The organism is Streptomyces sp. NRRL S-1813 (assembly GCF_000719605.1).
Lineage (GTDB): Bacteria > Actinomycetota > Actinomycetes > Streptomycetales > Streptomycetaceae > Streptomyces > Streptomyces decoyicus.
The window spans coordinates 81,777-96,890 of the sequence record NZ_JOHB01000027.1; the positions used below are offsets into that span (position 1 = coordinate 81,777).

Here is a 15,114-nt window from a genome sequence, read left to right on the forward strand (position 1 = left end):
CATGCCTTACGGCTTGAAGCGGTCCCAGAGGGTGGGGAAGCGCTCCGTCAGGGCCTGGGAGTCGTCGAAGTCGAGGTACGTGCCGAGCGGTTCGCGCGGCGCCGGGGGCAGTCCCAGGTCCGGCATCACCCCGCCGGTCAGCTGCTCGTACGCCTCGTCGGCCGCGTAGCCCAGCTCCTCGGCGTCGCCGTCCACCGCCTCGTCGAAGTCGTCCAGCAGCTCCGCGAGCTGGTCAGGGTCGTGCAGTGCGCCCTCGAAGACCTCCCGGCCCTGGCCGATCAGCCAGCAGCGGAAGTAGTCGAAGGCGTCGTCGCTGGCGCCGCCCAGCATCACGGAGGCCGCGGCCCACAGCTCCCAGGAGTACGCCCGGTTGTAGCGGGCCTCGAAGTGGCGGGCGAAATCCACGACGGCATCCGGGTCGAGCCCGAGGAGCCGCTCGACCAGCGCGTCGGCCTGCTCCTCGGGGTCGCCCTCGGCCGCCTCGCGGGAACCGTCGATCAGTTCCCAGAACTCCGTCTCGTCCATCACCGCTCCAGCATCTGCCCTGCCGGCGTCCGTCGCATGCGGACTCCCCCGGATGCGACGGGTCGTTATCCGGATCGGTGACGTGCGGTGCAACACGGTGACGCGATGTTCGGGTCGGGCTCGCTCACCCCGGACGGTGCTTCTGTGACCGTCCCAAGAATCACTCGTTGGAAGCCGTGCAACGACCGAACGACGGCATATCCACCACTTCGCGAAGGGCTGTTCCAGGCCATGCCCATGGACGAACGCACCCGGGCCGAGGTCGAACGGGCCGAGGCGGCCATCGTCGAGCACTATCCACGGCTCGTCCGCCTCACCTACCTCGTCCTGCCCCCGTCGATGGGCCGCCACCGCCGGGTCCTGACCGCGCACCGCCTGGTCCAGCGGGCGCTGCCGCGGACCCGGCTGCGCCGGCCGGACGGCGGACTGCCGGCGCAGCGCGGCCCGGCGGCCGAATCGGGCTACGACGAGGTGCGGCTGCGGGCCCTGCGGCCCGCGCTGGCGCATGAGGGAGGGCCGGGCCGGGGAGTGGCGGTCATGCCGCTGGTCTGGGGGCTGCGGCTCTTCCCGCGGGCCGGTGGCGCCGATGAACTCGCCCTGGACCAGGCGCTGTCCGTCGTGCCGGCGCCGGTAAGGGCCGCCCTGGGGCTGTGGCACCTGGAAGGCCTGGACGAGGACGCCGGGCGCAGCGTGCTGTCGCGGGCCGGGGTCGAGGACCCGGACGCGGCGCAGCGGGCGGCGGCGCAGCTGGACCGGGAGACCGGGGCCGGGGCCGCGACGCTGCTGAACTCGGTGGAGTTCGACCCGTGCACGGTGCAGACCCGGCCGACGGACCTGCTGCGCCGCCGGCAGCGGGTGCGCGCGGTGGCCGCGCTGGCGGCCGTACTGGTGGCCGGCGCGGTGGCGGCCGGGGTGTTGCGCGGCGACGGGGAGCGGGTGCGGCCTCCGGAGACCACCGCGGAGCAGGCCCTGGACCCGGGCCGGCTGCTGCGCACCCCCAACGAGCAGTGGACCGACACCTCCCGGGTGGACTTCACCGCCTGGCCCGCCCGTGGCCGGCAGGCCGGCGACCGGGAGCTGCTGGCGCGGGCGCTGCGGGTCTGGGCGGCGCCGCCCGCCGATGCCCGGATCACGGCGGCCGCCGGCGCCTCCACCCGGCCGCCGGACCACCCGCCGCAGCTGCTGTACGCGGGCCTGATCGACAATGTGCTGGTCGTGGTCCTCCACGACGGTGAGCGGTTGGTGCGCTACGCCGAGCCCGAAGACGCCACGCCCACACTGCACTTCGCACGGGTCGACGGTGCGGACCTGACGACCGCCGCCGCGCTGGTGATCGGGCGCGGCAACGGCTGGATGCGTTATCTGCTCGCGCCGTGGATCTCCGACATCGCCACCCGCGACCTGCTGGCACCGGCCGCCCCGGTACACGGGCTGCATGTCGCCCCGGACGGGGTCACCGACCGGATCCCGACACCGCCCGAGGGGGGTGCCGGCTGCGGGCGCTGGCCGGTGGCCCAGTTCCGGACCTCGACGCGCATCGGGGCGAGCGGCCAGATCCCTCCCTTCCTGGTGGCCGACCTCGACGACCTCGTCCCCGTCCACCTCACCTATCTGCCCTCGCCGTCCGGCGGCGCACCGGCCGCCGGGCCGGGCGAGGCGACCGGCGCTCCGGCGCTGGCGAGCTGGGCCCGTACGGCCTGCTCGCTCGGGCCGCTGCGGGGCGCGGGCGTACGGTCCGTCAACAACTGGGCCTTCGCCGGGCAGCGCCTCCCGGAGGACGGCGGCAGCGCGGCCTGGGTGTGCACCCGTGCCGACACCTGGCGCGGGCCCGGCAGCGTGACGCTGCGGTTCCTGCCGCCCGCCGCGCGCCCGGCCGACCCCGGGCAGCTCGCCGGACGGGCCGCGAACACCGCCGCCTGTAGCCGCTTCGGATCGCCTGTGGTGGGCGGCGTCCACTGGCAGGCGAAGTCCGGCAAGTGGTACCTGCTCGCGGCGGGCAGCCAGGGGGTCGGCGGCCTCGACGTCACCGGCGCCGTACGGGCCACCGGCGACGGGAACACGCTTGCCGCACCGGCCGGGCGGGATGCCCCGGCGGAGGTCGCCGGACGACTGGCCGACGGGGGGAGCGTGCACGCACTCCGTCCGTAGGCGGGTACGCCCTCCGTCCGTGAGCATGCAGGCCCTCCGTCCGTGGAGGCGGGCGGATCGCTGTACGGCGCCCGATGAATCCGGACAGGAGATGTCGGGTTTCGCTGCCAGGGTCGCTGTGCAGGGATGCGGGACACCGGACAGCGAGGAGTGGCGTACGTGACGGAACAGCAGGAGCTGACGGGACAGGTGGCGCTGGTCGCCGGGGCGACCCGGGGCGCCGGCCGGGCGATGGCGGTGGAGCTGGGGCGGGCCGGGGCCCTGGTGTATGTGACGGGGCGGACGACACGGGAGCGGGTCAGCGAGGTCGGCCGGCCCACGGAGACGATCGAGCAGACCGCGGAGCTGGTGACCGCCGCGGGCGGCATCGGCATCGCCGTACCGACCGACCACCTGGACCCGGCACAGGTCAAGGCGCTGACCGAGCGCATCGACCGGGAGCAGGGACGGCTGGATGTGCTGGTCAACAGCGTCTGGGGCGGTGACCGGCTGCTGGAGTTCCACACCAAGCTGTGGGACCTCGATCTGGAGAACGGGCTGCGGATGTTCCGTCTCGGCATCGACACCCACGTCATCACCAGCCATTACGCACTGCCGCTGCTGATCAGGCGGCCCGGCGGCCTGCTCGTCGAAGTCACCGACGGCACCGACACCTTCAACCGCACCTACCGCGAGAACCTCTGCTTCGACCTCACCAAGAACGCCCCGCACCGCATGGCCTTCGGCCTCGCCGCCGAGCTGAAGGAGTACGGCGGCACGGCGGTCTCGCTCACCCCCGGCTTTCTGCGGTCCGAGGAGATGCTCGACCACTTCGGGGTGACGGAGGAGACCTGGCGCGACGCGGTCGCCGAGGAACCGCACTTCGCCATCGCCGAATCGCCGGCCCTGATCGGCCGCGGCGTCCGCGCGCTGGCCGCCGACCCGGACAAGGAGCGCTGGAGCGGGCAGTCGCTCTCCAGCGGGCAGCTGGCGAAGGAGTACGACGTCACCGACACGGACGGCTCGCGGCCCGACGCCTTCGGCTACTTCGAGGAGGTCGTCTTCGGCGGGAAGGACGCGGGCGCGGACGACTACCGCTGAGGGGCGGCCGGTATCGCTGAGCGGTACCGGCACCGGCACCGGTGCCGGTAGGGGGCGCCGGGCGGGGCAGGCCGGATCGGACCTGCTCCCGCCCGCGCCTCACCCGCCCGCGCCTCACCCGCCCGCGCCTCACCCGCCCGCGCCTCACCCGCCCGTGCCTCACCCGCCCATGCCCCACCGGCCCGCGCCCCGCCGCGGGCCGTTCAAGGCCCCCGCCTACGCGTACAACTCGGCCATCCGTTGGGCGGCCGACGCCAAGCGCTCCCGCAGCTCGGCGGGCGCGAGTACCTCGCCCTCCGGGCCGAGCGCCAGCAGCTGCGCACAGGCGACCTCCACGGACTCCACGGCGAGCGTCACCGTCAGCCGGCCGTGTTCGTCGGGGCCGCCCTCGGCCTGCGCCCGGGTGATCGCCTCGCGGGCCGCGGCGCGTTCGGTGGCGTACGGCAGCTGGAGGACGCCGCGTGGGGAGAGCCGCAGTACCACCTCCTCGCGCAGGACCGACCGGGCGAACTGGGCCGCCCGCTCCGCCCAGAACGCCGGGAGGTCGAAGGAGTCGTCACGGGTGAACCGCTCCCCGGCGGTGTCGGTGCCGGAGGGGCTGCCGCTCCCGGCGCGCGCCACGGCGGTGAACCGGTCGACCCGGTAGACGCGGTGGTCCCCCTGCGCGCGTGCCGCGAGATACCAGACCCCGGCCTTCAGCACGAGGCCGTACGGCTCCAATTCCCGCTCCACCTCGGTGTCCTTGCGGAGGTAGCGGGCGGTGATCCGGCGGTCGTCCCACACCGCGTCGGCGATCTCGGGCAGCAGGGCGGGGGTCTCGGGCTCCTGATACCAGGCGGGTGCGTCGAGATGAAAGCGCTGGGCGGCGCCCGTCGCGGCATCGCGCAGCTCGGGCAGCAGGGCGGCGGAGACCTTCAGCCGGGCGGCGGACGCGGCGTCCGCCAGGCCCATCTCGCGCAGGGCCGAGGGCACTCCGGACAGGAAGAGCGCTTCCGCCTCGCTGCGGCCCAGGCCCGTGAGCCGGGTGCGGTAGCCGCCTATGAGGCGGTAGCCGCCGGCCCGGCCCCGGTCCGCGTACACGGGCACCCCGGCCTCGGAGAGGGAGAGGACATCCCGGGCGACCGTACGCTCGGAGACCTCCAGCTCCCGCGCCAGCTCGGAGCCCGTCATCGACGGCCGCGCCTGGAGCAGCAACACCATCCTGATCAGCCGGGCAGCACGCATGGGTCCATCATGCCGGGGGCCACTGACATCGCCCGGGGCAGTGGGCGTTGCCGTCGTCGGGCCGGCGGCGGAAGAGACAGCCCGGCCCGGCCGTAGCCAGGGCGTGGTCGGCCGGACCGGTGGTGGGTTCCCGTGCGGAGGCCCCGGGCGCGGGAAGGTGGCCTCCGCACGGGAGTCGGGGTGCCCCGGAGGGCGGGCGGACCCGGTGACGGGTCCGCCCAGGGGTCACAGCCCGTAGCGCTCCCGGGCTTCCTTGACGGTCTCCGGCTTGACCTGGCCGCGGCGGGCGAGGGCCGCCAGCGCCTGGACGACCACCGACTGCGGGTCGACGCCGAAGTGCCGGCGGGCCGCCTCGCGGGTGTCGGACAGGCCGAAGCCGTCGGTGCCGATGGAGGTCCAGTCCTGCTCGACCCACGGCGCGATCTGGTCGGGAACCGCCCGCATCCAGTCGCTGACCGCGACGACCGGGCCGGGGGCACCGGCCAGCGCACGGGTGACGTACGGGATCCGGTCCTCGCCCTCCAGCCGGGCGGCGTCGCACTCCAGGGCGTCCCGGCGCAGCTCCGTCCAGGACGGTGCGGACCACACGTCCGCCGCCACACCCCAGTCGGCGGCCAGCAGCTGCTGCGCCTCCAGGGCCCAGTGGATGGCGGTGCCGGAGGCCAGCAGCTGGAGCTGCGGGCTGTCGGCCTGGGGCTTGGTGCCCTCGTTGAAGCGGTACAGGCCCTTGAGGATGCCCTCTTCGACGCCCTCCGGCATGGCCGGCTGGACCTTGGTCTCGTTGTAGACCGTGAGGTAGTAGAAGACGTCCTCGGCGTCCGGGCCGTACATGCGGCGCAGACCCTCCTTGACGATGACCGCGACCTCGTAGGCGAAGGCGGGGTCGTAGGAGAGCGCCGCCGGGTTGGTGGAGGCGATCAGGTGCGAGTGGCCGTCCGCGTGCTGGAGGCCCTCACCGGTCATCGTCGTCCGGCCGGCCGTCGCGCCGATGACGAAACCGCGGCCCAGCTGGTCGGCCAGCGCCCAGAACTGGTCGGCGGTGCGCTGCCAGCCGAACATCGAGTAGAAGATGTAGAAGGGGATCATCGGCTCGCCGTGCGTCGCGTAGGACGTCGCGGCGGCGGTGAAGTCGGCGAGCGAACCGGCCTCGGTGATGCCCTCGTTGAGGATCTGGCCGTCCTTGGCCTCCTTGTACCAAAGGAGCTGGTCACGGTCGACCGGGTCGTACGTCGCGCCCTTGGGGGAGTAGAGGCCGGCCGTCGGGAAGAGCGACTCCATGCCGAAGGTACGGGCCTCGTCGGGGACGATCGGGACCCAGCGTTTGCCGGTCTCCTTGTCCCGCATCAGGTCCTTGATCAGCCGGACGAACGCCATGGTGGTGGCGATCTCCTGGCTGCCGGAGCCCTTCTTCAGGGAGTCGAAGGCCTTGTCGGCGGGCATCGGCAGCGGCTTGGCGACGACCTTGCGGGCCGGGGCCGGGCCGTCGAGGGCGGCGCGCCGCTCGCGCAGGTAGACCATCTCGGGGGAGTCCTCGGCGGGGCGCCAGTACGGCACCGTGTCGCCCTCCAGGGCGCTGTCCGGGATGGGGAGTTCGAGGACGTCACGCATGGCGCGGAACTCGTCCATGGTGAGCTTCTTCATCTGGTGGTTGGCGTTACGGGACTCGAAGCCCGCGCCGAGGGTGTAGCCCTTGACGGTCTGCGCCAGGATGACGGTCGGCGCGCCCTTGTGGGTGACGGCGGCCTGGTAGGCGGCGTACACCTTGCGCGGCTCGTGGCCGGCCCGGGAGGTCTGGAACAGCTCCAGCAGCTTGGCGTCGGTCAGGGTACGGGCGAGGGCCCGGAGCGACTCGTTCGCGCCGAAGAAGTGCTCGCGCAGATAAGCGGCGTCGCGGGTGGCGTAGGTCTGGAACTGCGCGTCGGGGGTCTCGCCGAGGCGGCGGATCAGCGCGCCGTCGGTGTCCAGGGCGAAGATCTCGTCCCAGGCCTGGCCCCACAGCGACTTGACGACGTTCCAGCCGGCCGCGCGGAACTGGGCCTCCAGCTCCTGCACGATCTTGAAGTTGGGGCGGACCGGCCCGTCCAGGCGCTGGAGGTTGCAGTTGACGACGAAGGTGAGGTTGTCCAGGCCCTCACGGCCGGCCAGCGCCAGTGCGGCGGTCGACTCGGGCTCGTCCATCTCGCCGTCGCCCAGGAAGGCCCAGACGTGGGAGTTGGCGGTGTCCTTGATGCTGCGGTGCTCCAGGTAGCGGTTGAAGCGCGCCTGGTAGATCGCGGAGAGCGGGCCCAGGCCCATGGAGACGGTGGGGAACTCCCACAGCCAGGGCAGCCGCCGCGGGTGCGGGTAGGAGGGCAGGCCCTCGCCGCCGGCCTCCTGGCGGAAGTGGTCGAGGTGGTCCTCGGTGAGGCGGCCTTCGAGGAAGGCGCGGGCGTAGACGCCGGGGGAGGCGTGGCCCTGGATGTAGAGCTGGTCGCCGCTGCCGTCGCCCTCCTTGCCGCGGAAGAAGTGCTGGAAGCCGGTCTCGTAGAGCCAGGCGGCCGAGGCGAAGGTGGCGATGTGGCCCCCGAGGCCCAGCTTGGAGCCGCGGGTGACCATCGCGGCGGCGTTCCAGCGGTTCCAGGCGGTGATCCTGGCCTCCAGCGCCTCGTCGCCCGGGAACGCGGGCTCGGCGGAGGTCGGGATGGTGTTGACGTACTCCGTCTCCAGGAGGGACGGCAGGGCGGTGCCTTCGGTGCGCGCGGTGTGCTCCAGGGCACGGCGCATCAGGTAGGCGGCGCGCTGGGGGCCCGCCGCCTCGGTGACGGCGTCGAGCGACTCGCGCCACTCGGCGGTCTCCTCGGGGTCGCGGTCCGGGAGCTGGTCGAGCTGGCTGTACGGCAGGCGCACGGGATCGGGCATGGGTGGCCCCTTTCCGGACGGGAGGTAGCTCGGGGGTGCCGTCGTGAACGGGCCGCGTCCACAGGGTTGGACGGCGGCCTCGACGACACCCCCTACGAGTTCGGCAGGCAGGGTTGTCGCGCCCCGACGCAAGACGATACGCCTCTGATCGATGATCGATCAACGCTTCGCGGGCGAATAACCGCAGGTCGGCACGGGGTGCCGCATTTTTGGGCACCGCGTGCCAGCCGAAAAGGGGGCCGTCGGCCCCGTCCGGGAGGGGCCGTCGGCCCCCTTTTCGGACGCCTCTCAGACCCGGGGTGCGCAGCTCAGCACATGTGACTTGAGCAGGGCACCGATCTTGGGGTCGCGCCGCCGGAAGGCGTCCACGATCTCCTGGTGGTCCTGGGCGTGCGAGCGCGGCTCCGGGCTGAACCAGCGGATCGACAGCGTCGTCCACACCTCGATGCCCAGCGACTCCCAGGTGTGCAGCAGTACGGCGTTCCCGGCGGCCCGCACGATCTCCCGGTGGAAGGCCACCGTGTGCCGTACCTGCGCCTCCCCGTCACCGGCCAGATCCGCCTCGCGCAGCGCCGCCACCTCGCGCTCCAGCGCCACGGTGTCCTCGGACAGCCGCCCGGCGGCCAGTTCGGCGGCCACCTGCTCCAGCCCGGCCCGCACCGGATAGCTCTCCTTGAGGTCGTCCGCGGTCAGATTCCGTACCCGTACGCCCTTGTTCGGTGCCGACTCGATCAGCTGAAGCGACTCCAGCTCGCGCAGCGCCTCCCGTACGGGCGTCTGGCTGACCTCCAGCTCCACCGCGATCCGCCGCTCCACGATCCGCTCGCCCGGCTGCCAGCGGCCGCTGACGATCCCCTCGAGGATGTGCTCGCGGATCTGCTCGCGCAGCGAATGGACGACGGGCGGGGTCATGAGGTGCTCCTTCAGAGCGGGTGGTGACGAGGGGGCCATTATCCGGGACGGACGGAAGCCCCCGGGCGGCAACGGGGATCAGGGACGCGCAAAGGGGCCGGCCCCGGCTCGTACGACGAACCGGGGCCGACCCCTGCTGCACACCTACGGCGTGACTGCCGGACTCAGAGACCGATCTCGGTCTCGAACTCGGCGGCCTCCAGGATCTGCTTGACCGTGGTCAGGTAGCGGGCGGCGTCCGCGCCGTCCACCAGACGGTGGTCGTAGGAGAGCGCGAGGTAGGTCATGTCGCGCACCGCGATGGTCTCGCCGAGCTCCGGGTGGTTGATGACCACCGGGCGCTTGACGGTCGCACCGATACCCAGGATGCCGACCTGGTTCGGGGGCACGATGACGGTGTCGAACAGGGCACCGCGCGAACCGGTGTTGCTGATGGTGAAGGTCGCACCGGACAGCTCGTCCGGCGTGATCTTGTTCGCGCGGACCTTGCCCGCCAGGTCCGCCGTCTTGCGGGCGATACCGGCGATGTTGAGGTCACCGGCGTCCTTGATGACCGGGGTCATCAGGCCCTTCTCCGCGTCCACCGCGATACCGACGTTCTCGGTGTCGAAGTAGGTGATGGTGCCCTCGTCCTCGTTGATCCGGGCGTTGACGACCGGGTGGGCCTTCAGCGCCTGGACAGCGGCCTTGACGAAGAACGGCATCGGCGAGAGCTTGACGCCCTCACGCTGCGCGAAGCCGTCCTTGGCCTTGTTGCGCATCCGCATGATCTTGGTGATGTCCACCTCGACCACGGAGGTCAGCTGCGCCTGGCCGTGCAGGGCCTTCATCATGTTGTCGCCGATGACCTTGCGCATCCGCGGCATCTTCACGGTCTGGCCGCGCAGTGGCGACACCGCGATGACCGGGGCCTTGGAGGCGGCGGCCGGGGCGGCGGCCGGAGCCGGCGCAGCGGCCTTGGCGGCCTCGGCGGCGGCGATGACGTCCTGCTTGCGGATACGGCCACCGACACCGGTGCCCTTGACCGCGGACAGGTCGACGCCGTTCTCCGCGGCGAGCTTGCGCACCAGCGGGGTGACGTAGGCGCCGTCGCCGTCACCGACGGCCGGAGCGGGGGCGGCCGGGGCGGGGGCGGCCGGGGCCGGCTTGGGGGCCGGAGCCGGAGCGGGCGTCGGAGCCGGAGCGGCCGGAGCCGGAGCGGCGGGCGCCGGGGCGGCAGCGGCCGGGGCCGGAGCCGGGGCCGGAGCCGGGGCCGGGGCCGGGGCCGGGGCGGGCTCCGGAGCGGCCGGGGCGGGCGCGGCGGCCGGAGCGGCACCGGCCGCACCGATGACGGCGAGCTTGGCGCCGACCTCGGCGGTCTCGTCCTCACCGACGACGATCTCCAGCAGGGTGCCGGAAGCCGGCGCCGGGATCTCGGTGTCGACCTTGTCGGTGGAGACCTCCAGCAGCGGCTCGTCGGCCTGGACCTCCTCGCCGACCTCCTTCAGCCAGCGGGTGACGGTGCCCTCGGTGACGCTCTCGCCGAGCGCGGGGAGGACGACGTCCGTGCCCTCGGCGCCGCCTGTGGGGGCGGCGGCGGGGGCGGGGGCCTCGGCGGGCGGAGCCGGGGTGGGCTCGGGCTGCGGCTCGGCCGCGGGTGCCTCGGCGGCGGCCGGGGCCGCCTCGGCCGCGGGCGCACCGCTGCCGTCGTCGATGAGGGCCAGCTCGGCGCCGACCTCCACGGTCTCGTCCTCGGCCACCTTGATGGCGGACAGGATGCCCGCGGCCGGGGCCGGGATCTCGGTGTCGACCTTGTCGGTCGACACCTCGAGCAGCGGCTCGTCGGCCTCGACGCGCTCACCCTCGGCCTTGAGCCAGCGAGTGACGGTGCCCTCGGTGACGCTCTCGCCGAGCGCCGGCAGGGTTACGGAAACCGCCATGGTTTCAGTTGCTCCTTACGGTGGGTCTCCCAGCTCGAGCGAGGTCGAGATCCTGGGGAAGTGCGGATGTGGTCGCGCCCGGGACTGGGGTCAGTCGTGGGAGTGGAGAGGCTTGCCGGCCAGGGCCAGGTGGGCCTCGCCGAGGGCCTCGTTCTGCGTCGGGTGCGCGTGTACGAGCTGCGCAACCTCGGCCGGCAGGGCCTCCCAGTTGTAGACCAGCTGGGCCTCACCGACCTGCTCGCCCATACGGTCACCGACCATGTGGACGCCGACCACGGCACCGTCCTTGACCTGGACGAGCTTGATCTCGCCCGTGGTCTTGAGGATCTTGCTCTTGCCGTTGCCCGCGAGGTTGTACTTGAGAGCGACGACCTTGTCGGCGCCGTACAGCTCCTTGGCCTTGGCCTCGGTGATACCCACCGAAGCGACCTCGGGGTGGCAGTACGTGACGCGCGGCACGCCGTCGTAGTCGATCGGCACGGTCTTCTCACCGGCCAGCCGCTCCGCCACCAGCATGCCCTCGGCGAAGCCGACGTGGGCGAGCTGGAGGGTGGGAACGAGGTCACCGACGGCCGAGATGGTCGGCACGTTGGTCTGCATGTACTCGTCGACCAGGACGTAGCCGCGGTCCATCGCGACGCCCTGCTCCTCGTAGCCCAGGCCCGCCGAGACCGGCCCGCGGCCGATCGCGACCAGCAGCACCTCGGCCTCGAAGGTCTTGCCGTCGGCGAGGGTGACCTTCACGCCGTCGGCGGTGTACTCGGCCTTGTCGAAGAAGGTGCCGAGGTTGAACTTGATGCCACGCTTGCGGAAGGCCCGCTCCAGCAGCTTGGAGCTGTTCTCGTCCTCGACCGGGACGAGGTGCTTGAGGCCCTCGATGATGGTCACGTCGGTGCCGAAGGACTTCCACGCGGAGGCGAACTCGACGCCGATGACGCCGCCGCCCAGCACGATCGCGGACTTCGGCACGCGGTCCAGCGTCAGCGCGTGGTCCGAGGAGATGATGCGGTTGCCGTCGATCTCCAGGCCCGGCAGCGACTTCGGCACGGAGCCGGTCGCCAGCAGGACGTGGCGGCCCTGGACACGCTGGCCGTTCACATCGACGGAGGTCGGGGAGGAGAGCCGGCCCTCGCCCTCGATGTAGGTCACCTTGCGGGAGGCGATCAGGCCCTGGAGGCCCTTGTACAGGCCCGAGATGACCTCGTCCTTGTACTTGTGGACCGCCTCGATGTCGATGCCCTCGAAGGTGGCCTTGACGCCGAACTGCTCGCTCTCGCGAGCCTGGTCGGCGATCTCACCGGCGTGCAGCAGAGCCTTGGTGGGGATGCAGCCGTTGTGCAGGCAGGTGCCGCCGACCTTGCCCTTCTCGATCAGGGCGACGTCCAGGCCCAGCTGCGCCCCGCGCAGGGCAGCGGCGTAACCACCGCTACCGCCTCCGAGGATCACTAGGTCGAAAACGGTGCTGGCGTCGTTCGCCACGTCACGTCCTCCATGCATGGGTACGCCGGAGCCGGTCTCCAATGACCGGACGGCGGCTGTGGTTCGGCCGCTTTTACTTCGGCCCTGGGTAAGGGGGGCCCTGTCCTGCCGAGAACCCATCTTCGCACTTGTTCCACGAAGCCGGGACGGCGGGCCGGGCCCGGGGCGGACGATCAACCGCCCCGTAGGGGTTACTGGCGCGTACTGGCGTACGGATTTCGTTGAGGGCGAACACCGGCACAGACGCACCTACGGCCCCGGGCGGTATGCCCGGGGCCGTAGGGATATAACGGGCAAGGGGGAGGAATCTCCCCAGGTTGACCGTCAGCCCAGGTCGCCCGCGGCGGTGCGCTCGGCCAGGCGCACCAGGGTGCGCACCGCGGATCCCGTGCCGCCCTTGGGGGTGTAGCCCCAGGGAGCGCCCTCGTGGAAGGCCGGGCCGGCGATGTCGAGGTGGGCCCAGGTGATGCCCTCGCCGACGAACTCCTTGAGGAAGAGTCCGGCGACCAGACCGCCGCCCATCCGCTCACCCATGTTGGCGATGTCGGCAACCGGGGAGTCCATGCCCTTGCGCAGCTCGGACGGCATCGGCATCGGCCAGGACTGCTCGCCGACCTCCTCCGCGATCTCGTGGACCGAGGTACGGAACGCGTCGTCGTTGGCCATGATCCCGAAGGTGCGGTTGCCCAGCGCCAGCACCATCGCACCGGTGAGGGTGGCGACGTCCACGATCGCGTCCGGGGTCTCCTCCGAGGCGCGGGTCAGCGCGTCGGCCAGCACCAGACGGCCCTCGGCGTCGGTGTTGAGCACCTCGACGGTCTTGCCGCTGTACATGGTCAGCACGTCGCCGGGGCGGGTGGCGGAGCCGGACGGCATGTTCTCGGCGAGCGCCAGCCAGCCGGTGACGTTCACCTCCAGGCCCAGCCTGGCGGCGGCCACGACGGCGGCGAAGACCGCGGCCGCGCCGCTCATGTCGCACTTCATGGTCTCGTTGTGGCCGGCCGGCTTGAGCGAGATGCCGCCCGAGTCGTAGGTGATGCCCTTGCCGACCAGCGCCAGGGTCTTGGTGGCCTTGGCGTGGGTGTGCGCGATCCGCACCAGCCGCGGCGGGGTCTCCGCGCCCTGGCCGACGCCCAGCAGGCCGCCGTAGCCGCCCTTCTTGAGCGCCTTCTCGTCCAGCACCTCGACCTTGAGGCCGAACTCCTTGGCCGCCGCCTGCGCCTCGGCCGCGAAGGCCTTCGGGTCGAGGTCGTTGGGGGGCATGTTGATCAGGTCGCGGGCGCGGTTGATCTCCGCGGCCAGCGCCTGGGAGCGCTCAGCGGCGGCCTTGAAGTCCTTGTCGCGCGGCTTGGTGCCGAGGAGCGCGACCTCCGCGAGCGGCGCCGACTTGGCGTCGTTCTTCTTGGTGCCCTTGGCGTTCTGCCCGTTGCCGTTGCTGCGGTAGGCGGTGAAGGAGTACGCGCCGAGCAGCGCGCCCTCGCTCACCGCGGCGGCCGCCTCGGCGTCCTCGACGGGCAGCGCGAAGCCGGCCTTCTTGCTGCCGGTCAGTGCGCGGGCGGCGCTGCCCGCGGCGCGCCGCAGCGCCTCGTTGTCGTAGCCGTCGTCCTTGCCCGGCGCCTCGCCGAGGCCGACCGCCAGCACGACCGGCGCCTTGAGGCCGTCCGCGGCGGGCAGCTTGGTCACCTCGCCCTCGGCACCACTCGCGCCGAGGGTCTCCAGCACGGCAGCCAGCTTGCCGCCGAAGGCCTTGTCCACGGCCTCCGCGCCGGGGGCGACAACGACGCCCTTGGCGCCCTTGGCCACGCCGACGACGACGGCATCCGCACGCACCGTTGCGGCGGAAGAAGTACTGAGGGTCAGTGCAGTCACGGTGATAAAGGTCCTGTTCCGTCCGGGGAATCCGTCTGCGCCCAGGGCGCTGCTGCGGCCGAGCCTACGCTCGGCGGCGCCGCAAGGCCCGTCCAATACCACACCGGCACATAACGGGGCCTCGGCAGTTGTCGGCGTTCCAGGTCAACTCGCTTTCCTTCCAGGTGAGTTGGGCGGACGCAGGGGCGCGCTCGGGCGTTATCCGAGAGTCATCGCGACCAGCGCCGTGAGCCCGGCGCTCTCCGCGAGCGCGCCGAACACATCACCGGTCACCCCGCCGAGCCGCCGCCGGCAGTGCCGCAGCAGCAGTTCGCCCAGCCCGAGGCCGAGCAGCGCCGCGAGCCCGGCGTGCAGCGCGCCGTACGGGCCGAAGGCGGCGCCGGCGGCCGCGCATCCGGCGGCCACCAGCGCCGTGCACAGCAGCGCCGCCCGCACCGGGACGGTGCCCGCGACCGCCGCGCCAAGTCCCTCCGGGCGGGCGGCCGGCACCCCCGCGCGGGAGGCGAGGGTCAGGGCGCAGCGGGCGGTGACCGCCGCAACGACCGCCGCGACGGCGCCGGGTGCCCAGCCGTCCGCGTACAGCTGGTCCAGCGCGGCCACCTGCGCCAGCAGGACGAAGAGCAGCGTGATGACCCCGAACGGGCCGATGTCGGACTGCTTCATGATGCGCAGCGCCTCCTCGGCGGGCTTGGCGCTGCCCAGACCGTCGGCGGTGTCGGCGAGCCCGTCCAGATGCAGTCCGCGGGTGAGTACGGCGGGCACCACGGCGGTGGCGACCGCGGCGAGCAGCGGACCGCCGCCGAGCAGCAGCAGCGCCGCGCCGAGCGCGGCCGCACACAGCCCGACGACCAGACCGGCCAGCGGCGCGCAGAGCATTCCGCCGCGCGCCGCCTCCCGGTCCCAGCGGGTGACGCGTACCGGCAGCACGGTCAGCGTCCCGAAGGCGAAGCGCAGGGCGTCGGAGGGGGCCGGGGGAGCGGGGGAGTCGGTCACCGCGGCAGGCTATCCGGGCGTCCGACGCGTTTGGCTGCCGGTCCTGGCCGCCGAAACAGGGCCTAAT

The 15,114-nt window shown here is 72.7% G+C and carries 10 protein-coding genes; 2 read left to right on the top strand and 8 right to left on the bottom strand.

The genetic code is table 11. From position 1 onward, the window contains the following. Window positions 1-6 precede the first annotated feature (6 nt). Window positions 7-525 (bottom strand): DUF4240 domain-containing protein, encoded by a 519-nt coding sequence (locus tag IF67_RS0129475; RefSeq protein WP_030990790.1) that lies wholly within the window; start codon window positions 523-525, stop codon window positions 7-9. Between the two features lie 237 nt (window positions 526-762). Here IF67_RS0129475 and IF67_RS0129480 point away from each other — a divergent pair, with 237 nt between their 5' ends. Further along, window positions 763-2,673, top strand: coding sequence for a hypothetical protein (locus IF67_RS0129480; protein ID WP_030990793.1), 1,911 nt, complete (start codon window positions 763-765; stop codon window positions 2,671-2,673). 126 nt (window positions 2,674-2,799) lie between these two features. Then, window positions 2,800-3,753 carry an SDR family oxidoreductase gene (locus IF67_RS0129485; RefSeq protein WP_078889701.1) on the top strand — a complete coding sequence of 318 codons (954 nt, stop codon included), beginning with the start codon at window positions 2,800-2,802 and terminating at the stop codon, window positions 3,751-3,753. 216 nt (window positions 3,754-3,969) lie between these two features. Here the strand turns inward: IF67_RS0129485 and IF67_RS0129490 are convergent, their stop codons facing one another. From IF67_RS0129490 to IF67_RS0129520, 7 genes are all read right to left on the bottom strand, one after another. After that, on the bottom strand, window positions 3,970-4,977 hold the full coding sequence (locus IF67_RS0129490) for a helix-turn-helix transcriptional regulator (protein ID WP_030990796.1): 1,008 nt from the start codon (window positions 4,975-4,977) through the stop codon (window positions 3,970-3,972). Between the two features lie 225 nt (window positions 4,978-5,202). Next, window positions 5,203-7,875 (bottom strand): pyruvate dehydrogenase (acetyl-transferring), homodimeric type, encoded by a 2,673-nt coding sequence (gene aceE / locus IF67_RS0129495; RefSeq protein ID WP_030990798.1) that lies wholly within the window; start codon window positions 7,873-7,875, stop codon window positions 5,203-5,205. 288 nt (window positions 7,876-8,163) lie between these two features. Continuing rightward, window positions 8,164-8,787 (bottom strand): GntR family transcriptional regulator, encoded by a 624-nt coding sequence (locus IF67_RS0129500; protein WP_030990799.1) that lies wholly within the window; start codon window positions 8,785-8,787, stop codon window positions 8,164-8,166. Between the two features lie 164 nt (window positions 8,788-8,951). After that, window positions 8,952-10,706 carry a 2-oxoglutarate dehydrogenase, E2 component, dihydrolipoamide succinyltransferase gene (gene sucB, locus IF67_RS0129505; RefSeq protein WP_030990801.1) on the bottom strand — a complete coding sequence of 585 codons (1,755 nt, stop codon included), beginning with the start codon at window positions 10,704-10,706 and terminating at the stop codon, window positions 8,952-8,954. A 90-nt stretch (window positions 10,707-10,796) separates the two neighbouring features. Then, window positions 10,797-12,185, bottom strand: coding sequence for a dihydrolipoyl dehydrogenase (lpdA, locus tag IF67_RS0129510; RefSeq protein WP_030990803.1), 1,389 nt, complete (start codon window positions 12,183-12,185; stop codon window positions 10,797-10,799). A gap of 324 nt (window positions 12,186-12,509) precedes the next feature. Then, window positions 12,510-14,054 carry a leucyl aminopeptidase gene (locus IF67_RS0129515; protein WP_030990805.1) on the bottom strand — a complete coding sequence of 515 codons (1,545 nt, stop codon included), beginning with the start codon at window positions 14,052-14,054 and terminating at the stop codon, window positions 12,510-12,512. A 198-nt stretch (window positions 14,055-14,252) separates the two neighbouring features. Continuing rightward, window positions 14,253-15,047, bottom strand: a complete 795-nt coding sequence (locus IF67_RS0129520; RefSeq protein WP_030990807.1) for an adenosylcobinamide-GDP ribazoletransferase — start codon at window positions 15,045-15,047, stop codon at window positions 14,253-14,255. Between the last annotated feature and the right edge of the window lie 67 nt (window positions 15,048-15,114).

Bases quoted from the DNA above. Each gene is read 5' to 3' on its own strand.
- IF67_RS0129490 (WP_030990796.1), bottom strand. From the start codon at position 4,977: ATGCGTGCTGCCCGGCTGATCAGGATGGTGTTGCTGCTCCAGGCGCGG.
- IF67_RS0129475 (WP_030990790.1), bottom strand. From the start codon at position 525: ATGGACGAGACGGAGTTCTGGGAACTGATCGACGGTTCCCGCGAGGCG.
- IF67_RS0129485 (WP_078889701.1), top strand. From the start codon at position 2,800: ATGCGGGACACCGGACAGCGAGGAGTGGCGTACGTGACGGAACAGCAG.
- sucB (WP_030990801.1), bottom strand. From the start codon at position 10,706: ATGGCGGTTTCCGTAACCCTGCCGGCGCTCGGCGAGAGCGTCACCGAG.
- IF67_RS0129480 (WP_030990793.1), top strand. From the start codon at position 763: ATGGACGAACGCACCCGGGCCGAGGTCGAACGGGCCGAGGCGGCCATC.
- aceE (WP_030990798.1), bottom strand. From the start codon at position 7,875: ATGCCCGATCCCGTGCGCCTGCCGTACAGCCAGCTCGACCAGCTCCCG.
- IF67_RS0129500 (WP_030990799.1), bottom strand. From the start codon at position 8,787: ATGACCCCGCCCGTCGTCCATTCGCTGCGCGAGCAGATCCGCGAGCAC.